The organism is Bacillus sp. 204(2023), from assembly GCF_037027505.1.
Taxonomy (GTDB): Bacteria; Bacillota; Bacilli; order Bacillales; family Bacillaceae; genus Bacillus; species Bacillus subtilis.
Genome location: NZ_JAXCHE010000007.1, coordinates 255,377 through 277,300 on the forward strand (window position 1 = coordinate 255,377; position 21,924 = coordinate 277,300).

Annotated in this window: 26 protein-coding genes; 4 read left to right on the top strand and 22 right to left on the bottom strand. The window is 44.9% G+C overall.

The window, feature by feature from the left end; translation table 11 throughout:
* Positions 1 to 7: 7 nt before the first annotated feature.
* The 6 genes from rpiB to spoIIR form a co-directional block, all read right to left on the bottom strand.
* Positions 8 to 457 carry a ribose 5-phosphate isomerase B gene (gene rpiB / locus WA279_RS15690; RefSeq protein WP_003221910.1) on the bottom strand — a complete coding sequence of 150 codons (450 nt, stop codon included), beginning with the start codon at positions 455 to 457 and terminating at the stop codon, positions 8 to 10.
* Positions 458 to 613: 156 nt separating this feature from the next.
* Positions 614 to 1,066 (bottom strand): protein arginine phosphatase PrpB, encoded by a 453-nt coding sequence (gene prpB / locus WA279_RS15695; RefSeq protein ID WP_014481190.1) that lies wholly within the window; start codon positions 1,064 to 1,066, stop codon positions 614 to 616.
* A 75-nt stretch (positions 1,067 to 1,141) separates the two neighbouring features.
* Positions 1,142 to 1,699: a manganese efflux pump MntP gene (locus tag WA279_RS15700; RefSeq protein WP_003227661.1), complete on the bottom strand. Its 558-nt coding sequence runs from the start codon at positions 1,697 to 1,699 to the stop codon at positions 1,142 to 1,144.
* Between the two features lie 78 nt (positions 1,700 to 1,777).
* On the bottom strand, positions 1,778 to 2,818 hold the full coding sequence (locus WA279_RS15705; RefSeq protein WP_336155935.1) for an L-threonylcarbamoyladenylate synthase: 1,041 nt from the start codon (positions 2,816 to 2,818) through the stop codon (positions 1,778 to 1,780).
* Between the two features lie 156 nt (positions 2,819 to 2,974).
* Positions 2,975 to 3,418, bottom strand: coding sequence for a hypothetical protein (locus tag WA279_RS15710; RefSeq protein WP_336155936.1), 444 nt, complete (start codon positions 3,416 to 3,418; stop codon positions 2,975 to 2,977).
* A gap of 66 nt (positions 3,419 to 3,484) precedes the next feature.
* Positions 3,485 to 4,159: a stage II sporulation protein R gene (spoIIR, locus tag WA279_RS15715; protein ID WP_336155937.1), complete on the bottom strand. Its 675-nt coding sequence runs from the start codon at positions 4,157 to 4,159 to the stop codon at positions 3,485 to 3,487.
* 140 nt (positions 4,160 to 4,299) lie between these two features.
* Between spoIIR and WA279_RS15720 the strand changes: the two genes are divergently transcribed.
* Positions 4,300 to 4,662, top strand: coding sequence for a UPF0715 family protein (locus WA279_RS15720; RefSeq protein WP_336155938.1), 363 nt, complete (start codon positions 4,300 to 4,302; stop codon positions 4,660 to 4,662).
* Positions 4,663 to 4,678: 16 nt separating this feature from the next.
* Here WA279_RS15720 and WA279_RS15725 read toward each other — a convergent pair whose 3' ends face one another.
* Genes WA279_RS15725 through prfA form a run of 3 tightly spaced genes read right to left on the bottom strand, consistent with a single transcriptional unit; the run spans position 4,679 to position 6,964 of the window.
* Complete coding sequence (locus WA279_RS15725) at positions 4,679 to 4,966, bottom strand: DUF5316 family protein (RefSeq protein WP_003244050.1); 288 nt, start codon at positions 4,964 to 4,966, stop codon at positions 4,679 to 4,681.
* Between the two features lie 59 nt (positions 4,967 to 5,025).
* A complete protein-coding gene (gene prmC / locus WA279_RS15730) occupies positions 5,026 to 5,892 on the bottom strand; it encodes a peptide chain release factor N(5)-glutamine methyltransferase (RefSeq protein ID WP_336155939.1) in 867 nt (288 codons plus the stop codon).
* Between the two features lies 1 nt (position 5,893).
* Entirely contained in the window at positions 5,894 to 6,964 is a 1,071-nt protein-coding gene (gene prfA, locus WA279_RS15735; protein ID WP_003227645.1) for a peptide chain release factor 1, read from the bottom strand.
* A 125-nt stretch (positions 6,965 to 7,089) separates the two neighbouring features.
* Between prfA and gloA2 the strand changes: the two genes are divergently transcribed.
* Entirely contained in the window at positions 7,090 to 7,476 is a 387-nt protein-coding gene (gene gloA2 / locus WA279_RS15740; RefSeq protein WP_336155940.1) for an SMU1112c/YaeR family gloxylase I-like metalloprotein, read from the top strand.
* A 121-nt stretch (positions 7,477 to 7,597) separates the two neighbouring features.
* Positions 7,598 to 8,152 (top strand): chromosome-anchoring protein RacA, encoded by a 555-nt coding sequence (gene racA, locus WA279_RS15745; RefSeq protein WP_336155941.1) that lies wholly within the window; start codon positions 7,598 to 7,600, stop codon positions 8,150 to 8,152.
* A gap of 34 nt (positions 8,153 to 8,186) precedes the next feature.
* On the opposite strand, the gene WA279_RS15750 is transcribed toward racA, so the two are convergent.
* From WA279_RS15750 to spo0F, 11 genes are all read right to left on the bottom strand, one after another.
* Positions 8,187 to 9,146 (bottom strand): AEC family transporter, encoded by a 960-nt coding sequence (locus WA279_RS15750; protein ID WP_003242497.1) that lies wholly within the window; start codon positions 9,144 to 9,146, stop codon positions 8,187 to 8,189.
* Positions 9,147 to 9,227: 81 nt separating this feature from the next.
* The gene (gene malS / locus WA279_RS15755; protein WP_003244309.1) at positions 9,228 to 10,925 is read right to left on the bottom strand and encodes an oxaloacetate-decarboxylating malate dehydrogenase; all 1,698 of its coding nucleotides are present in this window, start codon (positions 10,923 to 10,925) and stop codon (positions 9,228 to 9,230) included.
* A gap of 289 nt (positions 10,926 to 11,214) precedes the next feature.
* Positions 11,215 to 11,802, bottom strand: a complete 588-nt coding sequence (locus WA279_RS15760) for a thymidine kinase (RefSeq protein WP_014478269.1) — start codon at positions 11,800 to 11,802, stop codon at positions 11,215 to 11,217.
* A gap of 88 nt (positions 11,803 to 11,890) precedes the next feature.
* Entirely contained in the window at positions 11,891 to 12,091 is a 201-nt protein-coding gene (rpmE, locus tag WA279_RS15765) for a 50S ribosomal protein L31 (protein ID WP_003151132.1), read from the bottom strand.
* Between the two features lie 118 nt (positions 12,092 to 12,209).
* Positions 12,210 to 13,493, bottom strand: coding sequence for a transcription termination factor Rho (gene rho / locus WA279_RS15770; RefSeq protein WP_003221939.1), 1,284 nt, complete (start codon positions 13,491 to 13,493; stop codon positions 12,210 to 12,212).
* A 30-nt stretch (positions 13,494 to 13,523) separates the two neighbouring features.
* The gene (locus WA279_RS15775) at positions 13,524 to 13,685 is read right to left on the bottom strand and encodes a hypothetical protein (RefSeq protein ID WP_003227632.1); all 162 of its coding nucleotides are present in this window, start codon (positions 13,683 to 13,685) and stop codon (positions 13,524 to 13,526) included.
* Positions 13,686 to 13,899: 214 nt separating this feature from the next.
* Positions 13,900 to 14,865 (bottom strand): class II fructose-bisphosphatase, encoded by a 966-nt coding sequence (gene glpX, locus WA279_RS15780; protein WP_014481197.1) that lies wholly within the window; start codon positions 14,863 to 14,865, stop codon positions 13,900 to 13,902.
* 30 nt (positions 14,866 to 14,895) lie between these two features.
* Positions 14,896 to 16,185, bottom strand: a complete 1,290-nt coding sequence (locus tag WA279_RS15785) for a UDP-N-acetylglucosamine 1-carboxyvinyltransferase (RefSeq protein WP_003227628.1) — start codon at positions 16,183 to 16,185, stop codon at positions 14,896 to 14,898.
* 378 nt (positions 16,186 to 16,563) lie between these two features.
* The gene (fsa, locus tag WA279_RS15790; RefSeq protein ID WP_003227626.1) at positions 16,564 to 17,202 is read right to left on the bottom strand and encodes a fructose-6-phosphate aldolase; all 639 of its coding nucleotides are present in this window, start codon (positions 17,200 to 17,202) and stop codon (positions 16,564 to 16,566) included.
* A gap of 119 nt (positions 17,203 to 17,321) precedes the next feature.
* Positions 17,322 to 18,179 carry a class II fructose-bisphosphate aldolase gene (locus tag WA279_RS15795; RefSeq protein ID WP_003243339.1) on the bottom strand — a complete coding sequence of 286 codons (858 nt, stop codon included), beginning with the start codon at positions 18,177 to 18,179 and terminating at the stop codon, positions 17,322 to 17,324.
* Between the two features lie 180 nt (positions 18,180 to 18,359).
* Positions 18,360 to 18,734, bottom strand: a complete 375-nt coding sequence (spo0F, locus tag WA279_RS15800; protein ID WP_003227621.1) for a sporulation initiation phosphotransferase Spo0F — start codon at positions 18,732 to 18,734, stop codon at positions 18,360 to 18,362.
* Positions 18,735 to 18,899: 165 nt separating this feature from the next.
* On the opposite strand from spo0F, the gene WA279_RS15805 reads away from it, so the two are divergent.
* Positions 18,900 to 19,421 carry a DUF2529 domain-containing protein gene (locus tag WA279_RS15805; protein WP_336155942.1) on the top strand — a complete coding sequence of 174 codons (522 nt, stop codon included), beginning with the start codon at positions 18,900 to 18,902 and terminating at the stop codon, positions 19,419 to 19,421.
* A gap of 81 nt (positions 19,422 to 19,502) precedes the next feature.
* On the opposite strand, the gene pyrG is transcribed toward WA279_RS15805, so the two are convergent.
* Entirely contained in the window at positions 19,503 to 21,110 is a 1,608-nt protein-coding gene (gene pyrG / locus WA279_RS15810; protein ID WP_003227612.1) for a glutamine hydrolyzing CTP synthase, read from the bottom strand.
* 241 nt (positions 21,111 to 21,351) lie between these two features.
* Complete coding sequence (rpoE, locus tag WA279_RS15815) at positions 21,352 to 21,873, bottom strand: DNA-directed RNA polymerase subunit delta (protein ID WP_336155943.1); 522 nt, start codon at positions 21,871 to 21,873, stop codon at positions 21,352 to 21,354.
* Between the last annotated feature and the right edge of the window lie 51 nt (positions 21,874 to 21,924).

Below are 21,924 nucleotides of genomic sequence, written 5' to 3' on the forward strand. Positions count from 1 at the left end.
AGCACCCCTACAGGTTTTTCTCTTCATAATCTGAGATTTTCCCAATACGCGTTTGGTGTCTTCCCCCGGTAAACTCAGTAGTCAGCCAGATTTTTGCGATTTCCCGAGCCAAACCAGGTCCGATCACCCGTTCACCCATCGCAAGGATGTTTGTGTCATTATGCTCCCTCGTCGCCTTCGCGCTGAAGGTATCGTGCGCCAGCGCGCAGCGAATCCCTTTTACTTTATTAGCGGAAATGCTCATGCCGATGCCTGTCCCGCAAATTAAAATGCCTCTGTCAACTTCGCCGCTAACCACTTTTTCGGCCACCGGAAAAGCATAATCCGGATAATCGACAGAGCCGCTGCCGCAGTCACAGCCCATATCAATATATTCAATTTGCAATTCGTCCATTAACTCTTTGATTTCATTACGAATGTGAACGCCGCCATGATCCGATGCAATGGCTACTTTCATCTGCTTTTCCTCCCAGCGTGTGTGATGCGGCCCGCCCGCTTTATTGACCGCGCAGCCTGTCCGCTCTTTGATTCACACCATATGATGTGCTTTTCACTATATTCTACTCCTTCACGCAGGATTTGCAAATGACCTGTTTGCAGATTTTCTGACAACTTATCTGCGGTCTTTTTTCAGCTGTTTTGCCAGCTGCCGAAGAAGCTCTTCAAGCTCATCTCGCGTTTGTTTATAGATGTCAATTGAGCCGCCGAACGGATCGATGACATCACCATGGCTGCCTGTAACATATTCTTTTAACGTAAACACTTTATCACGATAACGTCCAAATTGGCTGGCAATGATCTGTTTGTGCTGATGGGTCATAGCCAGAACCAAATCAGCCGATTCCATAAGTTCTTCAGTTAATGGAGAAGACACATGATTAAGGGCAATGTGTTTTTCAAACAGCGCTTCGACTGCATGAGGCGTCGCTTTCCCATTAGGTGAAGCAAACACGCCTGCAGAGCGGACATTGACATTCAGCCCTTCCATTTCTGCAATTGATTTAAAAAGCGCCTCAGCCATTGGGCTGCGGCACGTATTTCCAGTACAGACAAAAATAATATCCATGTCAGTCACCCCTTATTTTTCTCTATTATATATGAAGAAAAAAGAAACGGCGACTTCGTTTCTTTTATTGGTATATTAAATTGGCAAAAGCAGCTTTAATCCAAACACGATTAATATGATGCCCCCGAGCGCTTCGCTGTATGTGCCAAGCCAAGACTGCACTTGTTTTCCGACCAGCAGGCCCAGCCATGTCAACATCATGCTGAACAGCCCGAACAGGGTAATTGTGAGGAGCGGATGCGAGCCGTATATCCCCAAGCTCAAGCCGACGGAAAAGCTGTCAAGGCTGACGCCGATGGCAAACAGCAATAATCCCGGTCCTGCCGGTGACATGAATCGTTCTTCTGACTGTTTAAAAGAGGCCATAAGCATTTGAACCCCAAGAACAAAAAGCAGCGCCCCACCGATATAAACCGCTAACACGCCGAGGAGCCCTGACAGCATGTTACCGGCCGCCATCCCTGCGAGAGGCATGATGACGTGAAAGAGGCCGATGATGAAACCAATATAGAATATCTGCTTCTTTCTAAGTTTGACCATTCCCATTCCAAGGCCGACAGAAAAAGCATCCATCCCTAAAGCAAACGCCATGATGCTTAATGTAATCAGTTCGCCTATAAACAAATCCGACATACATAAATAACCCCCTTGGACACGCCCCGCTTTTTTAGCCTATGCGTGTCCAAAAAGGGTTAGAACATCTGACTGCTTTCAGCGAATCACTCTTCCTCCGGCGGCTTTCATCAGCCTGTTCATAATAGCAAGACCGACACCTGTATCCGGAAAGGATTCCGCTATAATGAAATCCACCTTATTCTCATCAAAGCTGCGCAAAGCATCATACAGCCCTGCCGCAACAGTCTCAAGCTGAGCCCGTCTTCCGCAGCTCTTCACATAATCAGCGGAATAAACGCCCGCGTTTTCTTCTGTCGTCAGGACACCGACCCGTCTTCCGCCCTGTTGATATTCTTGAATGAGGTGCTGAATGCGCTCTGGGCTGCCTTCGCAAATGGCAAGAGGCGCTGTCGGCGCATAATGTGTATATTTCATCCCTGGAGAAATCGGCTTCTCGTTTTGGTCGCTGAGCCCTTTATCCACATGGATCGGCCCGATCACCGCTTCAATTTGTTCCTTCGTAATGCCGCCAGGACGCAAGAGAACAGGGATGTCGTCCGCACATGAAAGCACGGTTGATTCGACCCCGATTCCGGTAGGGCCTCCATCCATAATACCAGCTATGCGGCCATCCAAGTCGTGAGCCACATGCTCCGCTTTTGTGGGACTTGGCTTGCCTGATAGATTGGCGCTCGGTGCTGCAATCGGCAGTCCCGATTCGCGAATCAATGCAAGGGCAAGCGGATGATCCGGCATTCTAATGGCAACCGTTTCAAGACCTGCCGTTACACGAGGTGAAAGCGCATCAGGTTTGCAAGGCAGAATGAGCGTAAGTGCTCCCGGCCAAAACCGTTTCATCAATGTTTTCGCCTTTTCCGACGCCGGGCCCGTTAAATCCTCAAGCTGGCTGATATCCGCAATGTGGACAATCAGGGGATTATCGCTCGGCCGCCCTTTCGCCTCATATATTTTTTTGACGGCATCCGTATTTTTTGCGTTTGCGCCTAGGCCATATACTGTTTCTGTCGGAAAGGCAACGACCTCATTTTCTCGGAGCAAAGCGGCTGCTTGTGCAATTTGTGGATCATTTGTGGATAACTCGTCAGTTACATCCACAAACCATCTTTTCGTTTTCATTTCTAACCAAACTCCTTATTCACAACAATAAAACGATTGTTTTACGCGTGTAATCCTTTTGAAAGTATAAAAGATGTCCTGTAATAAAACAAGCGTTATCCACAAATTGTGGACAACGCTAATAAAGAAGTGGATAAGTATGTGTATAAACTGCACTTATCCAGACGCTTTTTTCATTAAAACGGCTCCTTCTGTTTGCCGCGATTCACAGAAGTGATCAGAAGAAAACAGCTCCTCCGGTACACTCTCAGCTCTTTCAAAACCCATGGCCATCAGAAAGTCCGCAGAGGAATGCTGATTTGCTACTAGGTACACGGTTTTGATCTGATGCTTTTCGCACAGCACCTCCATGCTTTGAAAAAGCGTGACGATGTGGCCTTGGTGAAGCTTGTCCGATATGACAAGTGATCGCAGCAGCCCCTGGTCACAGCTTATTTTTTCAATACCGAGGCATCCGGCAATGTTTTTCTCACTGTCCTCCAGCATAAGAAATTGAGTGAAGCCTTCTTTCACGCCTTCATAGCTGGTTTTTGCCTGTTTTAAAAATGCCTCGAGCACATCTCCGTCTTTTTCCCTTGCCACCCGCAGTTGATAAAACATCCGTTCACCCCGTTTTTGCGTTCTTTCTTCCAATCTATGAGGCAAATCTATTTTTAGACCAGATGATTAGGAAAAAAGGTCGGAAATCCATTCGACTAAAAAGAATTTCACTTCTGTGCCGTCTTCTTTTTCTTCATTCTCTTCTTTTTTGGCTTTTTCCGCTTTAGCGGTTACGTCCTCAAGCACTTTTTCAGTCTGCTTTTTTGAGGCTTCTTTATCTTCTTGTTCTTTGACGGCTTCCCCGTTAGAAAAATCAAGAAAGCAGAGGGGCGGGAATAGCACACACCACCAGTTGGCGCCGTCTCCGTTTCCAAGCGTAATCAAAATCGCTTCATACTCACCAGCGGGATATACCATGTTGCCGTAAAGCTTTGTCGGAAACGAGATTTTGTCAAAATCAACGGATATCGACTGATTCGCTCCTTCTTTCTCCATTGTTTCCTTTGCAATTGCTTTGATTTCAGGCAGCTTTGAACGAATCACGCGACGCGCTTCTTCAATAGAAGTAATATCCTTTACCCAAGCTGTGATTTCTTTATTCACCGCGTCTCTTATATGACGTTTTAATTGCTGGTCTTGATCACTATCGCTGTTTGCCAATATTCTCAAACGAATCGCCTGATCCGGTATGACCACCGGCTGATTTTCCGATTTTTGTGCCGTCTCTTCTTTTGCCAGCCCTACGAGCGCTCCAGATAATAAAAGAAAGATATATATACAAATGATTACTGTTTTTTTCATCGGTCCCCACCGTTCCTCTCCGTGCTTTGTTTCTAGCCCTATTATGGACAAGGAGAGCCGGGGGTAAACGTGCAGGGTGAAAAAAATCTAGCAAGCTGTTAATCTTATTTATGGTACGATAGTGTTTTAGGAGGTTTAAGATGAAATACAATTATACAGTGCTGTTATCAGCATTCACGATGTCCGTTCTTTATTCAGTAATTTATATTCATTCATTTAACATTGCCGCTCTCATCACAATGGCATTTTATTTTCTGTTTCCTTATTTGATCTTCGCACTGCCGCTTCAAATCATGATGAATAAAAAGCCGAAACGGTTCAGCCCTTTGTATCTGCTGTATTACCTTGTCGCTGCTTTTATTGCCAACGCGATCATTTTCGTCGTGCTTCAGCCTTCGGGACAATCTTTGTTTCAAAATACAGCCTTCTATCTTTTCGCTGTATTAACAGCTCTTATCTATTGGATATGGGACTCTGTTTTACTGCAAAAAAAGGAAGCCTAAGAGGCTTCCTTTTTTATTAAAACAAAATCGTCAGCAAATAACATAGAATGGAAGGTATCGCCGCAACAAAGAAAGCGGCCGCCATTTTCATGCGAGATGTACGGCCTTCTTTGGTTTCTGAATGGTAGTTTGCCCGCTGATCGCTTCCGCTTACAGCCAAACCCGATGTAATGATCGCGAGCCCCACTAAAACGAGAGACGCAACGCCAAAAATCGCTTCATATGAAAGAGCCTGCGGAAAAATGGTGCCAATCATGCTCTCAATCGCAATGAGCAGGATTCCTGCTGTCAGGGCCTTTTTCATGTTTACATCCCCTTTGCTGGTGTTAAACAGCTTGATCCATTCACTCGCCAGCAAGCTGCTTATTTATTTTTATGAATCAGAGCGCATATGGTTCTGTCTTTTCCATTAATATCTTTCAGCACTTCCACTTCCGCCCCCTTAAACGCCTTGAGGATCAGGTCTTTGACCGCCGCTCCCTGTTTCCAGCCGATTTCAAAAACGACAAATACTTTATCCTTCATGACAAGCGGAATGTCTTCCATAAACCGCTTATAAAATTTCAGCCCGTCTCCGCCATCGGTGAGCGCGTGCAGCGGCTCATGAAAACGGACAATTTCCGATAGATCAGCCAGTTCTTCCTCTGAAATATATGGCGGGTTTGAGACAATGATATCCGCTTTTTTTCCCGCCTTAATAAAAGGCTCAAGCAGATCGCCCTGATAAAAGCGCACATTTGCTCCGAGTTTTTCTGCATTGGCAGAGGCGACTTGCAGCGCCTCTTTCGAAATATCGACCGCCGACACAGAAAAGTTTTGGTTTTCAAGCGCAAGCGTGACGGCTATTGCGCCGCTCCCTGTACCAACGTCAACAACTTCGAGCTTGCCGTCTTCAGAAAAGACACTCCGATATTTTTCAAGCAAATGAAAGACAACTTCTTCAGTTTCCGGCCGCGGGATCAGCACATCATCATTCACCATAAATTCCCGTCCATAAAAAAACTCTTTTCCTATAATGTATTGAACCGGCACGCCCTCTTTATGCATCTCAACGTGACGCTTAAAGCGATACAGCTCGTCTTCACCAATCGGTTCCTGTAAGCTTGCGAGCAGTTTGCTTCTCTCCATTCCGGTATCATAAAGCAATAGGAGCTCGGCAGCATTTTCTTCTCTTCCCGCTTCGGTTAAATAAGAAGAAGCCCATTTCAGGGCTTCGAATATCGTCTTCATCTTAACCTTCCGACTGCTGAAGCTTGCTTGCCTGATCTTCAACAATCAGCGCTTCAACCACTTCGTCAAGTTTTCCTTCAAGAATCTGATCAAGCTTTTGAATCGTCAAACCGATTCTGTGATCCGTCACACGGTTTTGCGGGAAGTTGTATGTGCGGATACGCTCAGAGCGGTCACCAGATCCGACTGCTGATTTCCGTGTTTGATCATATTCAGCCTGGGCTTCCTGCTGAAATTTATCATAGATTCTGGCACGGAGAACCTTCATTGCTTTTTCTTTGTTCTTAATTTGAGATTTTTCATCCTGGCATGATACAACTACACCTGTCGGCAAGTGAGTCAGACGAACCGCAGACATTGTTGTGTTAACGCTTTGTCCGCCCGGTCCGCTTGAAGCAAACGTATCGACGCGGATATCCTTCTCATGGATGTCAACCTCTACCTCTTCTGCCTCAGGAAGACATGCTACTGTTGCAGTGGATGTATGGATGCGTCCGCCTGATTCTGTTTCCGGAACACGCTGTACGCGGTGGGCGCCGTTTTCATATTTGAGTTTAGAATACGCGCCGCTTCCCGTAATCATAAAGATGATCTCTTTGTAGCCGCCTGTTCCGGTTACATTCGCTTCCATGACCTCTGTCTTCCAGCCCTGAAGCTCGGCATAACGGGAATACATTCTGTACAGGTTGCCCGCGAATAAAGCGGCTTCCTCGCCTCCCGCGGCTCCGCGGATCTCCATAATAACGTTTTTATCATCATTAGGATCTTTCGGGATCAGGAGCACTTTCAGCCGTTCTGACAGTGTTTCCGTTTCCTTCTGAAGTTCAGAAATCTCTTCCTTCACCATGTCGCGCATCTCAGCATCCAGCTTCTCTTCAAGCATCGCTTTTGCATCAGCCAGCTGTTCTGACGCATCTCTGTATTGTCTATATACGTCAACTGTTTCTTGTATATCAGATTGCTCTTTTGAATATTCTCTTAGCTTTTTCGGATCGTTGACTACTTCTGGATCGCTCAAAAGCTCATTTAATTTCTCGTATCGTTCTTCAATTGATTTTAAACGGTCTAACACGGTCTTCACCTCTGTTTTCCTGTGCGTAACATTCTCATTATAGTATAGTGATTAACCCCAGTCAAAAGCATTTCAATCCCAGCTGGAAAAGCTCCCTCTGCTATACTGGAATTCGAGGAGGGATGATGTTGCTGAAATCCATACATCATATTGCAATCATATGTTCAGATTACGAAAAGTCGAAAGCTTTCTACGTACATAAGCTTGGTTTTCAGGTGATTCAAGAAACGTACCGCAAAGAGCGCGGCTCCTATAAGCTTGATTTGTCGCTTAACGGCTCGTATGTCATTGAGCTGTTCTCGTTTCCCGATCCGCCCGAACGACAAACCCGGCCTGAAGCCGCAGGCCTGCGCCACCTCGCCTTTACAGTCGGCAACTTGGATAAAGCGGTTCAGGAGCTTCATGAAAAAGGAATCGAAACAGAGCCAATCAGAACAGATCCGCTGACCGGCAAGCGTTTCACCTTCTTTTTTGATCCTGACCAGCTTCCATTAGAACTGTATGAACAATAACAGTTTTTGAAGAAAAAAAGGAGATACCCACTTTCTTTGCCGAATCTTTTCTTGTTTTGTCTAACGGGAAGGGAACCGCATTCTATGGTCGAATACCTAGCTTAAAAGGAGGTATGGGATCATGAATACAAATATGGTAGCAAGTGAACTCGGCGTCTCCGCAAAAACGGTGCAGCGGTGGGTGAAGCAGCTGAATCTTCCGGCCGAACGCAATGAGCTCGGACACTATTCGTTCACGGCAGAAGACGTGAAGGTTCTAAAATCCGTTCAAAAACAAATCTCTGAAGGCACGGCGATTCAGGATATTCATCTGCCGAAAAGCGCTAAAAAGCGCACAGGCTTTTTTGTCCAAAAAACAAATAGCGACACAGAACGAAGAATCGAGCAGCTTGAACAAAAGCTGGACACCCTTTTACAGCAAAGGCAGGACGAAAGTGAATTGATGGCAAGGATGTCGGAACTGGAACGCCAGCTGAAACAAAAAGCCGATGAAGGTGTATCTTACCAGCTGCTTCAGCACCGCAGAGAAATCGATGATATTCTTGCAGATCTGCAATCACTGACCTCACAAATGAAAGAATTCACCGCTCAGCCGATCCCCGAGACCGCTGCTGCTTCTGAAAAAACCAAAACAAGAAAAAAACCGCTGCTGTCACTGTTCAAATTTCAAACCTAAAGCAAAAAGCTCCCCGTAAAGGGAGCTTTTTTTGTTACGCAGTAAGCGCGATAATGATTGGAAGTGAAATCAATGACAGAATCGCACTGACCACAAACGCAGTTGCAGTTTCTTCTTCTTGTTTCTCGAAACGAGTCGCAATCATGGCTGCAACGGCAGAACCAGGGAATGCAACAAGAAGGATTGCTTTTGTTGTTTGGTCAGCCGGAAGTCCGATAGCAAGAGCAATCAGGAACATTAATGCAGGCTGAACCGCAACTTTTAGTAACGCAATACCGATAGCCGGCATACTGAGTTTAATTTTACGAATACCAACGGTAACACCGACAGCAAAGAGAGCAACACCAGATGTTGTGCTTCCAAGCTGATCAAGCATTTTAACACCCAGCTCAGGAAGAGTGAAATTGAAAACCAGCACCAAGATCATACTGATTAACGGAGCAGCTGCAAGCGGCTCACAAAGACCATGCAGGATTGATTTTCCTGTCATCTTCCAGAAGCTGTCGCCACTCTCTTCGTTTTTCTTAGAAGACTCACCAACAGTAGCGATAATGATCGCGAGCGGATCAAGAATCGCGTTAACCACGATACCTGTGACCGCGATCGGAATCGCAACTTCATTCGCTCCGAATAAGCTTCCCAATACCGGGATACCCATAAATGCGAATGTCGGCTGTGCAGAGTTCAAAGAAAATACAGATGAGTTCGTTAAATCATACTTGAAAATAAATCTGCAAACCAAAAGAATGATGATATAGAAACCAACAATCCCAATAATTAAAGAAATCATTAAAGGTACTTGTGATAAAAATTCACTTCTGGAAGTTGTCAAAATACCAGCGATAAAGTGAGCTGGAAGTGCGTATTTCGTTACTAACGTACTTACCCCTTTTGCCGACTTGGCATCATAACTTCCAAAATGTCCTGCAAACCAACCCAGCACGATAACAAAGAAGATCGGCGCCAGGAGGATTAAGATATCTAAGATGCTCAAAATATTCTCCTCCAAATCCTATGTCCGTATACTTTAGCTTTACAAAAAGCTTTCCCTCGGACAGAAAAATTTACTCGCTAATTATTTCGCGATGACTTTTTTGTATTCAGGTGTCCACATTGCATCAAGTACCGCTTGTTTCACATCTTCAGGCTGACGATTTGCCACGCCATCTTTAATTGCTGCTTCAGCAACGGCAATCGCAACTTGGATAGAAACCTCTTGAAGCTTATCAATGCTTGGAAGCAATCCTGCTCCAGGTGTTTCAAGATCAACCATTTCAGCAATCGCATCAGCAGTTGCAGCAAACATAGCAGGTGTAATGATACGCGCTTCAGCTACAATTGAACCAAGTCCAAGGCCAGGGAACGCGAATGCGTTGTTAGATTGTCCGATTTCATAAGAAACACCGTTGTATTCTACATTGTCAAATGGGCTTCCTGTTGCAATAAGCACTTTTCCGTCAGTCCATTTGAACAGATCTTCAGGAACAGCTTCAGCAAGGTGAGTCGGGTTAGACATCGGCATGATAACCGGACGGTCTACGTGAGATGCCATTTCTTTTACAATTTCCTCTGTGAATGCACCTGAAACCCCTGAAGTACCAATTAAGATCGTTGGTTTCGCTTGACGAACCACTTCATCGAATGGAATTTGACCTTTTTCATCGCGCTTCCAGTCTTTCACTTCATCCGCATTGCGAAGGTAAGGTTTTTGGAAATCAAGGATGCCTTCGATGTCTTCAGTCAGCAAGCCTCTGTAATCAAGTGTGTAGAAACGTTTGTTAGCTTCTTCTTCAGATAATCCGGCTAGCACCATTGTGTCACGGATTTGGTCAGCAATACCGATACCAGCAGAACCAGCACCGAAGATAACAACACGCTGATCTTTAATAGAAGCGCCGGTTTTCTTCATAGCGGCAAGCACACCTGCAAGTGTAATCGCGCCAGTACCTTGAATATCATCATTAAATGTCAGGATTTCATGATTGTATTTTTTCATGATGTTGCGTGCATTTTTGTTGCCAAGGTCTTCCCAGTGAAGAAGCGCTTTAGGGAAGAATTTCAATGCAGCTTTTACATAAGCGTCAATGAAAGCTTCGTAGCGTTCACCTTGAACACGTTCATGCTTGTTACCAATATATAAAGGATCGTTTAGAAGTTTTTCGTTGTTCGTACCGACATCAAGCACAACCGGGATAACACGGCTAGGATCAATACCAGCTGCAGCAGTGTAAACAGCCAATTTACCGATTGCGATATTAATACCGCCTACACCCCAGTCACCGATACCGAGAATGCTTTCGGAGTCAGTAGCAACGATAAGATCAATATCGCCTGCTGTCGCATGAAGGTTTTCAAACGCTTTTTCAATACCGTCAATGTTATCGATTGACAAGTAGATTCCTTGAGGTCTTCTATATTCATGGCTGTATTCCTGAATCGCTTCACCAACTGTTGGCGTGTACACAACAGGAAGCATTTCGCGAAGATGGTTTTTCAGCAATTTATAGAAAAGAACTTCGTTACGGTTTGCAAGATCACTTAAGTAAACATTTTGACGAAGGCGGTCAGGCTGCGCTTGGAATTGCTCGTACGCGCGTTGTGCTTGTTGATCAAGAGAAAGTACAGTTGGCGGCAGAAGTCCTTCTAAGCCGAGTTCTTGTCTTTCTTCTAGTGAAAAAGCAACGCCTTTATTTAAAGTAGGAATAGATAAAACTTCTTTTCCTCTAAGAGTTGTTTCTAAGTGGCCTTCTTTCGTTTTTTTTATGTTATTCAAGCAAATCTCCTTCTTTCTTGAAATAGTTAACCAAGTTAAGTAATAACCCATCTAAAATATGACCGATCATGATCTTTATGCGACTTTGTGACAATTATTCGAACAATGTCTCAAAACTATTTACATTACGTAAGCTATTGTATGCCTGTCAAAATCAAAATTCAAGGGAAGAAAATTACTTAATTTTTTAATATACTTATTTAAATTTTTTAATTGGATATTATCAGAATATAAAAAAAACACCGGTGTTTTTAGCCGGTGCATTCTATCTTTATACCCATGTTTTGGACTATTTTTTAGATTTTCCTGGGACTTCGTGATGATGTCTGCATCTTGCTTCATATGATTCAGATGCACCAACCAAAATGACCGGATCATCATAAGAAGCAGGTTTGCCGTCAATGAGGCGCTGTGTTCTGCTCGCCGGTGATCCGCAAACAGAACAGACGGCTTGCAGCTTTGTCACACTTTCCGCAATCGCCATGATATTCGGGACGACACCGAACGGCTCTCCCCTAAAATCCATATCAAGGCCTGCTGCTATCACACGGTAGCCTTTATCGGCAAGAGATGATAAAACCTCAACAATTTCCTGATCAAAAAACTGCACTTCATCAACCGCAATCACATCTGTACTTTCACTGATGTGATCCCAAATGTCCGCAGCAGACGAAATGGCATAGCTCGTCATCGATGTTCCATTATGGGAGACAACAGCAGCTTCGCTGTATCGGTTATCAATTACAGGCTTAAATACCCTGACTTCCTGCTTGGCATAAGTTGCTCTCTTCACTCTTCTGATCAGCTCTTCAGATTTCCCCGAGAACATGCTGCCGCAAATCAGCTCAAGCCACCCGCTTTGTTTCATTATGTACATAGGCTTCGCTCCCCTCTCTCTGCCAGCTGTGTTTTAGACAATATAAAAAACAGGCAAGACTGCTGCTTGCCTGTTGAGAAATCTATTATTACTTAAGACCGTATTTTTTGTTAAAGCGATCAACACGACCATCAGCAGAAGCGAATTTTTGACGGCCAGTGTAGAATGGGTGGCATTCAGAGCAAATCTCAACGCGTACCTCTTCTTTTACTGAGCCTGTTTCAAATTCATTTCCGCAAGCGCATTTAACTGTTGCTTTTTTGAAATTAGGATGAATTCCTGCTTTCATCGTATCCATCTCCTTCCGCCCTGAATCCCGTGTGGAAACAGAGTTATTATTTCGGAGCATTGTCCGAAACGCATATGAGAAAATTATATCAGTGATTTACTTCTTTTGCAAATACAATTTACCTTCTTGCAGATGATAGATTTGCCTGTTTCCATTCTTGATTGAGAATATCGAAAAATTCCTGGTTTGTTTTGGTTTTTTTCATTTTTCTCATGAACTTTTCGGCGAAATCAGGTGAATCAGACATCGTTTTGCGGATAGACCATAAACGATCAAGATGCTCTTTAGGCACAAGCAGCTCTTCTTTGCGCGTTCCTGAACGGCGGATATCGATGGCAGGGAAGATGCGGCGCTCGGCAAGAGAGCGGTCAAGATGGAGTTCCATGTTGCCTGTTCCCTTGAATTCTTCATAAATGACATCATCCATACGTGAACCTGTATCGACCAGAGCCGTAGCAAGGATGGTTAAGCTGCCGCCTTCTTCGATATTTCTCGCAGCCCCGAAGAAGCGTTTCGGACGGTGGAACGCCGCTGGGTCAATCCCCCCGGAAAGCGTTCTTCCACTTGGCGGAATCACTAAGTTGTAGGCGCGGGCAAGCCGTGTGATGCTGTCCATCAGGATAATGACGTCTTTTTTGTGTTCCACGAGACGCATCGCACGTTCAAGCACAAGCTCGGCCACTTTGATATGGTTTTCCGGCACTTCATCAAACGTTGAGCTGACGACATCCCCAGCTACAGAGCGCTCGATATCGGTTACTTCCTCAGGTCTTTCGTCAATTAAAAGCACGATCAGCTCTGCTTCAGGCTGGTTCGCTGTAATGCTGTTGGCAATTTCCTTCAGCAACATCGTTTTTCCGGCTTTCGGCGGCGCAACAATCAATCCGCGCTGCCCAAATCCAACCGGCGCCATCATGTCCATAATTCTTGTAGACAAGAAGTTCGGCTTTGTTTCAAGCACCATTTGACGATCCGGATAAAGTGGCGTAAGAGCCGGGAAATGCACACGCTCTTTTGCAGATTCGGGATCATCCCCATTTACTGCTTCAACGTGCAAAAGTCCATAGTAACGCTCATTTTCTTTTGGCGGGCGAACCTTGCCAGATACTTTGTCTCCGTTCCGCAAATCGAAACGGCGGATTTGTGAAGCTGAGATGTAAATGTCTTCTGAGCTTGGAGAGTAGTTGATCGGTCTCAGGAATCCGAAACCTTCAGACTGGATGATCTCGAGAACGCCTTCCATAAACAGCAGATCTTCCTGTTCTGCATTCGCTTTCAGAATGGCGAAAATGAGTTCTTTTTTTGTCAGTTTGCTGTAATAGGAGATTTTATAATGTCTTGCAAGTTCATAAAGCTCTTTCAATTTCATATTTTCCAAAGAGGAAATAGATACGTCTTTCATAAAAACACCACGCTTTTCATAGTCAATATCTTACTCTGAACATGTCATCTGCTGCTTTTGCACAACATCCGCCAAAGCACATTCTTTTTTTAACATAAAGGAACTTCTATCGGTAACACTTCCACCCATGATCGGCGCTTTTGTTAAAAGGATTGTCTTAATGAGTTTTGAAGGAAGCGAGGACAAAAACATGAGAAGATCAATACTTATATCGTCTGTATGCGGTAGAAATTGAAACTTTCCTAGTGCTTAAAAGAAGGTATTACGCAGTAAAATTCGCAGCACTCTTTATTTTTACCTTATTTCAAAAAATTATTCAACTGAAATAAGGTTTTGACACGGAATTGATAGAGTTGACGCTTTTCTGCAAAAGTTAAAGCGGGCTCACACCCGCTTTTTCTGTTTGTTATGGACGGATTACAAGATTTGGTTTCTTTTTCAAGCTGTGTCTGCCGTCAACGAAACGGACAGTACCCGATTTTGCGCGGATAACTAAGCTTTCAGTTGTACCGACAGAGCCTTTGAATTGAACTCCTTTTAACAGCTCGCCGTCAGTAACCCCTGTAGCTGCAAAAATCGCGTCATCACCCTTCACAAGGTCTTCCATGCGAAGGACTTTGCTTAAATCAAGGCCCATTTTGTGACAGCGAGTGATTTCTTCTTCGCTTTGCGGAAGAAGTTTACCAATGATTTCTCCGCCGAGTGCTTTTAACGCAACAGCGGAAAGCACACCCTCAGGAGCGCCGCCTGATCCGAACAGGATATCAACGCCCGTGTGGTCGAAAGCCGTGTTGATGGCGCCTGCGACATCGCCGTCATTGATCAATTTGATTCTGGCGCCGGCCTCACGAAGCTCGGAAATGATTTTTTCGTGTCTTTCTCGGTTTAAAATTGTGGCAACGACGTCCTCAACGTCCTTGTTTTTCGCTTTTGCCACCGCTTTAAGGTTGTCAATGACAGGTGCTTCGATGTCAATGCAGCCCACCGCTTCCGGACCGACTGCGATTTTTTGCATATACATGTCAGGAGCATTCAGAAGCGTGCCATGGTCTGCGACCGCGATCACCGTCAGCGCGTTCCAGCCGCCGCTTGCTAAGATGTTTGTGCCTTCAAGAGGGTCAACTGCGACATCAACGCGAGGGCCGTACCCGTTTCCGAGTTTTTCCCCGATATACAGCATCGGCGCTTCGTCCATTTCCCCTTCACCGATTACAACGGTCCCTTTCATCGGCACTGTATCAAAAACGTCTCTCATTGCACTTGTTGCCGCTTCATCAGCCTCATCTTTTTTCCCCCGGCCCATCCATCTTGCTGATGCCAATGCTGCAGCTTCGGTTACACGTACCAATTCCATTGATAAACTTCTTTCCATTTCAACACGATCTCCTCTCACAAGAAACCATTATGAATTTTGAAGCTGTTCTATTTCTTCGTCAGTCATTCTTTCACGCCAAATTGTCGCTCCAAGCCCCTCAAGCTTCTTCTCAAGGCTGCTGTAACCGCGGTCAATATGCTCCAGTCCCGTAATTTCCGTGACACCATCAGCCATCAGTCCGGCTACCACCAAGCAGGCTCCGGCACGCAGATCACTCGCCTTCACTTTTGCGCCTTGAAGCTCGACAGGACCTGTGATGATGGCAGATCTGCCTTCTACTTTCATATTGGCACCCATTCGTCTCAGCTCATCAATGTGCTTGAATCTTGCCGAGTAGATGGTGTCTGTGACGACACTCGTCCCTTTCGCCCTTGTCAGAAGCGCCGTCATCGGCTGCTGTAAATCAGTCGGAAACCCCGGGTATACGAGGGTTTTGACGTCAACCGGCTTTAAGTTCTTCTGCCCGCCGACAATGAGAAGCTGGTCGTCGCTTGTTTCGATATGATAGCCCATTTCTCTCAGCTTTGCCGTTAACGACTCTAGATGAGTGGGAATGACGTTATCGATAATGACTTCCTTGCCCATTGCAGCCCCTGCAATCATAAATGTCCCGGCTTCAATTCTGTCCGGAATGATCGTATGCTTGCAGCCGTGCAGCTCCTTCACGCCGTCGATTCGAATCACATTGGTGCCCGCACCTTTGATTTTGGCGCCCATGCTAGTAAGCAATGTCGCGACGTCAATGATCTCAGGCTCCTTGGCAGCGTTTTCGATGATCGTTTTCCCTTCTGCCAAAACAGCGGCAAGCATAATGTTAATCGTTGCCCCAACGCTTACGACATCTAAATAAATCCGTGCGCCTCTCAGCCTTTCAGCTCGCAAATAAATGGCGCCTTGTTCATTGGTTACTTCAGCTCCGAGTGCTTCAAAGCCTTTGATATGCTGATCAATCGGACGGGGCCCTAAGTGACAGCCGCCAGGCAATCCAATGACCGCCTGCTTGAAGCGGCCGAGCATCGCCCCCATTAAATAATATGACGCGCGAAGCTTTTTTACTTTCCCGTTAGGAAGCGGCATGCTGATCATCGACGTAGGGTCAACAACCATTTCCCCATTCTCAAAATGCACGTTGCCGCCAATTTCCTTTAACAGGTCACGCAGCGTTTCAATATCTGAAATCTCTGGAAGCCCTTCAATTGTCACCTCGGAATTTGCCAAAATGGTTGCAGGTATTAACGCAACAGCGCTGTTTTTAGCGCCGCTGATATGTACTGTACCGTTTAACGAGTCACCGCCGGCAATATTCAACTTTTCCATGATAGTCTCCTTCCATAAGAAGATAGCTGCGGAGCTAAATAAAATGTCATTTTATTCTGTCTCTGCAAATAAAGCTCATGTCCAAAATCTAGCCAATTCGAAGAGAAAGAATACAACACATTGTAAAATATCAGGAAGAAAATAGCGAAGCTTTGGGGGGTACAGGTTTCAAAAGATGCACAGAGACCCGCCGGCTCGAGAGACATCGTCGTCATCCGGCAAAAGCAGTACGCATACCCTTCATTCCGATATCAGCTTCTGCAGCCCAATGATTCCTTCTCTGTAAAGCGGCGTCAGCATCTGAAGATCCGCTGTATCAGGTCGGTGAAATACAAAGGCCGCGGCAAACAGGCATACAGCTGTTTGCCGCCCCTTTCATTATTTGTTCCAGTCTGCCAGGAATTGTTCGATTCCTTTGTCTGTTAATGGGTGCTTCGTGAGCGCATGAATGACTTTCAGCGGCATTGTGCCGATATGAGCCCCTCTAAGAGCAGCTTCTGTCACGTGCTGCGGATGGCGGATTGACGCTGCAATGATTTGCGTGTCAAGGCCGTGAATGTCAAAAATCTGTTTAACTTCTGAAATTAGGTCAAGCCCGTTGTGGCCGATGTCATCTAAACGTCCCAGGAATGGAGATACATATGTTGCCCCCGCTCTGGCAGCAAGAAGCGCCTGGTTGGCATTGAAGATCAATGTAACGTTTGTTTTGATGCCTAAGTCAGTAAGTGCTCTTACCGCTTTTAAACCGTCAGACGTCATTGGGATTTTCACCGTAATGTTCGGAGCGATCTTCGCCAGTTCTTTTCCTTCCTCGATCATTTCCTCAGCTTTCAAAGAAATAACCTCTGCGCTTACAGACCCTTTCACGACGTCTGTGATCTCGCGAAGACGGTCGTGGAATGATACGTTAGCTTCCTTTGCTACTAAACTAGGATTCGTCGTTACACCGGCGAGAATTCCTAATTCATTCGCTTCTCTAATTTCATCGATATTGGCTGTATCAACAAAGAATAACATTTTCAAAAAGCCTCCCTGATTAAGAAATTTTCTGAACTGCGAATATGATTGCGCTTTCTAAAGATAGACGGAAAACCGCCTGTCAAGCTGTCAGGCGGCTATAAAAAGTTCCAATTGAATTAAGCTTGGTTTGAAGAACCAAATTCACGCATTTTACCGATAACTGTTTCTTTGATCGCTTCACGAGCTGGTCCAAGGTATTTACGTGGATCGTACTCGTCAGGCTTAGCTGCCAATGTTTCGCGAACAGCTTTTGCAGAAGAAATTTGGTTTTCAGTATTCACGTTGATTTTAGCTGTACCAAGTGAAATTGATTTTTTGATGTCAGCAGTCGGAATTCCAGTACCGCCGTGAAGAACTAGCGGAAGACCAGTTGATTTTCCGATCTCTTCCATTTCTTTGAAGCCAAGGTTTGGCTCACCTTTGTAAGGGCCGTGAACAGAACCTAATGCAGGTGCAAGGCAGTCGATGCCAGTGCGCTCAACAAGCTCTTGGCACTCTTTAGGATCAGCGTAGATTACGCCTTCAGCGATAACGTCATCTTCTTGTCCGCCTACTGTCCCAAGCTCAGCTTCTACAGATACTCCGTGGAAATGAGCAAGCTCAACAACTTTAGCAGTTGTTGCTACGTTTTCTTCAAATGGATGGTGAGAAGCGTCGATCATTACAGATGTGAAACCTGCATGAATCGCTTTCGCACAAGATTCAAAGCTTGAACCATGGTCTAAGTGAATCGCAACAGGAACTGTCACTTTGTACTCTTCCATAAGTGCTTTTACCATAGCAACGACTGTTTTGAAGCCGCCCATGTAGCGTCCCGCACCTTCGGAAACACCAAGGATCACTGGAGATTTTTCTTCTTCAGCTGCTTGTAAAATCGCTTGAGTAAACTCAAGGTTGTTTAAGTTAAATTGTCCTACAGCGTACCCTTTTTCTTTAGCTGTATTCAACATTTCCGTCATAGAAACTAAAGGCATGTCGAATGTCCTCCTTATGTAGCCTGATTGTCTTCTAGCGAAAAAAGCTTTCCACCCTAGCATGACCCATATATTGCTGTCATATGTAAATACTCAGATCGCTTTTTCTCCATAACTAGGATACCAACTTTTCGACAAATCGGCAACATAATGACATGATTCATTTGTTTCTTCTTTTTGTCAGTTAGACTTCAGGGGCAGATATTTTTTGACGGCGTCTCTGATTTCGTCGATGTCAAACGGCTTGGCAAAGTGCGTCAGAGCGCCCAATTCCTTCGATTCCTGGATCATGTCGAGCTCTCCGTATGCCGTCATGATAATGACCCGGATGTTTTCGTCAATGACCTTCATCCGTTTTAAGATTTCGATTCCGTCCATGCCGGGAATTTTCATGTCCAAAAGCACAAGGTCGGGCCGTTCTTTTGTCACAATGTCAAGCGCCTGCAGGCCGTTCGCAGCCTGAAACGTCTGGTAGCCTTCTTTATTGAACACTTCATTTAGCAAAATACGAATGCCGTATTGATCATCAACGATTAAAATTTTTTCATTCATCATTTTACACCCCAATATTATGATTTTCGTCAAAAGTAAGCAGTATTGTATGTATTCTGTTTGATTTTCCTATTTCCTTTAATTATAATAGTCTACTTTACGACATTTTCTGAGCATTTTCTCTTTTGTTGTATACTGATATTGTACGTTATAAAGGAGGATTCACTTATGTTGAAAATATTCACGACGCAGTTAACAGGTATTTTTTCCCGCATTCAGGATAAGGAATCTGACGCGATTGAAGATGGGGCGCGGCTGCTTGCTCAAGCGGTGATCAGCGGGCATTCCATTTATTTATACGGAGCGAATGAGCTTCAGGGCGTCTTTTATGAGGCCACCGAAAGCAAAGAACCCTTCCCATCTGTCAAAGCCTTTCCAGAAAGCGCTGAGGAAGTGACAGAAAGCGACAAGGTGCTGATGTTTTGCTCAGGGACGGGCACAGCCGAAGAACAGGCGCTCGCAAAAGAGCTTTATGAAAAAGGTGCGGGAGTCGTATGCGTATCGCCCGCAGCCAAAGACAGTGCGGGAATAGAACAGTATTGTGATGTGCATATTGATTCTAAATTAAAAATGCCGCTTGTGCCTGATGAAGACGGCACCCGTTACGGGTTTCCCTCTTTAATGACAGCACTGTATGTCTATCACGCTTTATCGTTTACACTAAAAGAAATTCTGCAAGAGTATGCATAATATCTTATTGTACATGCTGGAACTTGCCGGAAACAAATAAAAAAGACTTGCCCGCTTTTGACAAACGGCAAGTCTTTTTTATTACTTCTGATTTGCAGCTTCGACAGACGCTCCGATAAAGCCTTTGAATAGAGGCTGAGGTCTTGTCGGTCTTGACTTGAACTCTGGGTGGAACTGAGAAGCCACGAACCAAGGGTGGTCTTTCAGCTCGATGATTTCAACAAGGCGTCCATCAGGGCTTGTGCCTGAGAATACGAAGCCTTGCTCTTCCATTTGCTGTCTGAATTCATTGTTAAACTCATAGCGGTGGCGGTGGCGCTCGTACACCACTTCATCCTGATACACTTCAAAGGCTTTCGTGCCTTCTTCAAGCTTACAAGGGTAAAGGCCGAGACGAAGCGTCCCCCCAAGATCCTCAACATCCTTTTGTTCAGGAAGAAGATCAATGATCGGGTATTGAGTTGACGGATCAATTTCCGCTGAGTGAGCGCCTTTTAAGCCCAATACATTTCGTGCGTATTCAATAGACGCCACCTGCATGCCCAAGCAAATGCCCAAGAACGGAATGTTATTTTCGCGCGCGTATTTTGTCGCGACGATTTTGCCTTCAACACCGCGGTCTCCGAATCCGCCCGGCACAATGATGCCGTCTGTTCCGCTTGTGAGCTCTGCGATATTGTTTTCTGTCACTTCTTCCGCGTTGATCCATTTCACTTTTACATCTGTGTCAAACGCATAGCCCGCATGGCGGAGAGACTCGACAACAGAAATGTATGCGTCAGGAAGCTCAACGTATTTGCCGACAAGGCCGATTGTAATCGTTTGAGACAGGTTGCTGACTTTGTTAACAAGCTCTTTCCATTCGGACATTTCCGCTTCTTTGCATGCCAATTTCATGTGCTCGCAAACAAGCTTATCAAGCCCTTGTTTTTGAAGCTCAAGCGGAATGGAGTAAAGGTTGTCCGCATCTTCACATTCAATAACCGCTTTTGTATCGATGTCGCAGAATAGCGCGATTTTATCTTTCATATCTTGAGAAATCGGCATTTCTGTACGAACGACGATGATGTTTGGCTGAATGCCCAAGCTGCGCAATTCTTTTACGCTGTGCTGTGTCGGTTTTGTTTTTAATTCACCAGCAGCTTTAATGTAAGGTACGAGGGTACAGTGGATGTACATTACGTTTTCACGGCCGATATCGCTCTTCATTTGGCGGATCGCTTCAAGGAATGGCAGTGATTCGATGTCTCCGACAGTACCGCCGATTTCTGTAATGACAACATCTGCGTTTGTCTCTTTCCCCGCGCGGTAAACACGGTCTTTCAATTCGTTTGTGATGTGCGGAATGACCTGTACGGTTCCGCCAAGGTAATCTCCGCGGCGTTCTTTTTTAAGAACTGTTGAATAGATTTTACCTGTTGTCACGTTGCTGAATTTATTCAGGTTAATGTCGATAAAACGCTCATAGTGACCTAGGTCCAAGTCTGTTTCAGCGCCGTCATCCGTTACGAATACTTCACCGTGCTGGTACGGGCTCATTGTTCCCGGGTCAACGTTGATGTATGGATCGAATTTCTGAATCGTCACGTTCAGTCCGCGGTTTTTCAGCAAACGCCCTAATGAAGCTGCTACAATACCCTTTCCAAGTGAGGATACAACTCCCCCGGTTACAAAAATATATTTCGTCATTTCGTTTACTCCTCTCTTCGCTCTTAGCTACATTTTTAAAATGTACTATTTTATAAAAAATCATTTAGCCTTTTAAATGATTTATAAGAAAAATGAGGGGTGAAAATAAGAAAGCTCCCTTTCAATTTCTTGAAAGGGAGCATAACGTACTATGTTCTCTCTTCGTTTTTGAAGAGCCCAAAATACATACTACATAGTTCGACTATGAAAGTCAAGATCGTTTTGAAGATGAAATCTGATACTATTTAATTTCCTCTTCTTCATCATCATAGTCTTCATCATCTTCATCAATAATATCTTCTTCGATCTCAAGATCATCGTCGTCTTCATCAATATCTTCATCGTCAAAATCGTCGGCTTCAAGATCGAGTTCTTCCTCAACTTCATCCAAATCAAGGTCGTCTTCGTCGATCTCTTCAAACTCGTCAAGATCAAGATCTTCTTCGACTGCTTTCTTCGCTTTTTTCTTTTTCGCCTTGACTGTCGGCTGAGTTTCTTCATCAAGCTGATCATACGGATACCAGTTGCGAAGTCCCCACGTCTGGTCAGAAAGCGCCAGGAAGCGGCCGTCAATGTTTAAATCTGTATAAAATTGAGCGATGCGGTCTCCAAGCTCTTCTTTTTTCACGCCGAGCAAAGATGCGATTTCATTTAAAAGCTCCTGAAAAGGAACTGGTTTTTTATGTTCTTCAAATAATTCGTGAGCGATTTCAACTAAAGCCATTTCCTTTAGCTCTTCCTGTGAATATTGTTTGATACCCAAGGTCGGACACTCCCTTTCTATTACTTATATGTATCTGTTTTATCAATAATG

Excerpts from the sequence above, each read along its gene's own strand:
- WA279_RS15760 (WP_014478269.1), bottom strand. The coding sequence starts at position 11,802 with ATGTACATAATGAAACAAAGCGGGTGGCTTGAGCTGATTTGCGGCAGC.
- fsa (WP_003227626.1), bottom strand. The coding sequence starts at position 17,202 with ATGTTATTCTTTGTTGATACAGCCAATATCGATGAAATTAGAGAAGCG.
- rho (WP_003221939.1), bottom strand. The coding sequence starts at position 13,493 with ATGAAAGACGTATCTATTTCCTCTTTGGAAAATATGAAATTGAAAGAG.
- WA279_RS15700 (WP_003227661.1), bottom strand. The coding sequence starts at position 1,699 with ATGTCGGATTTGTTTATAGGCGAACTGATTACATTAAGCATCATGGCG.
- prmC (WP_336155939.1), bottom strand. The coding sequence starts at position 5,892 with ATGAAGACGATATTCGAAGCCCTGAAATGGGCTTCTTCTTATTTAACC.
- rpmE (WP_003151132.1), bottom strand. The coding sequence starts at position 12,091 with ATGAAAGCAGGAATTCATCCTAATTTCAAAAAAGCAACAGTTAAATGC.
- WA279_RS15720 (WP_336155938.1), top strand. The coding sequence starts at position 4,300 with ATGAAATACAATTATACAGTGCTGTTATCAGCATTCACGATGTCCGTT.
- spo0F (WP_003227621.1), bottom strand. The coding sequence starts at position 18,734 with ATGATGAATGAAAAAATTTTAATCGTTGATGATCAATACGGCATTCGT.
- WA279_RS15785 (WP_003227628.1), bottom strand. The coding sequence starts at position 16,185 with ATGGAAAAGTTGAATATTGCCGGCGGTGACTCGTTAAACGGTACAGTA.
- WA279_RS15725 (WP_003244050.1), bottom strand. The coding sequence starts at position 4,966 with ATGAAAAAGGCCCTGACAGCAGGAATCCTGCTCATTGCGATTGAGAGC.
- glpX (WP_014481197.1), bottom strand. The coding sequence starts at position 14,865 with ATGGAAAGAAGTTTATCAATGGAATTGGTACGTGTAACCGAAGCTGCA.
- pyrG (WP_003227612.1), bottom strand. The coding sequence starts at position 21,110 with ATGACGAAATATATTTTTGTAACCGGGGGAGTTGTATCCTCACTTGGA.
- gloA2 (WP_336155940.1), top strand. The coding sequence starts at position 7,090 with ATGTTGCTGAAATCCATACATCATATTGCAATCATATGTTCAGATTAC.
- WA279_RS15705 (WP_336155935.1), bottom strand. The coding sequence starts at position 2,818 with ATGAAAACGAAAAGATGGTTTGTGGATGTAACTGACGAGTTATCCACA.
- WA279_RS15795 (WP_003243339.1), bottom strand. The coding sequence starts at position 18,179 with ATGCCTTTAGTTTCTATGACGGAAATGTTGAATACAGCTAAAGAAAAA.
- spoIIR (WP_336155937.1), bottom strand. The coding sequence starts at position 4,159 with ATGAAAAAAACAGTAATCATTTGTATATATATCTTTCTTTTATTATCT.
- prpB (WP_014481190.1), bottom strand. The coding sequence starts at position 1,066 with ATGGATATTATTTTTGTCTGTACTGGAAATACGTGCCGCAGCCCAATG.
- racA (WP_336155941.1), top strand. The coding sequence starts at position 7,598 with ATGAATACAAATATGGTAGCAAGTGAACTCGGCGTCTCCGCAAAAACG.
- rpiB (WP_003221910.1), bottom strand. The coding sequence starts at position 457 with ATGAAAGTAGCCATTGCATCGGATCATGGCGGCGTTCACATTCGTAAT.
- WA279_RS15775 (WP_003227632.1), bottom strand. The coding sequence starts at position 13,685 with ATGTTTTTGTCCTCGCTTCCTTCAAAACTCATTAAGACAATCCTTTTA.
- WA279_RS15710 (WP_336155936.1), bottom strand. The coding sequence starts at position 3,418 with ATGTTTTATCAACTGCGGGTGGCAAGGGAAAAAGACGGAGATGTGCTC.
- WA279_RS15805 (WP_336155942.1), top strand. The coding sequence starts at position 18,900 with ATGTTGAAAATATTCACGACGCAGTTAACAGGTATTTTTTCCCGCATT.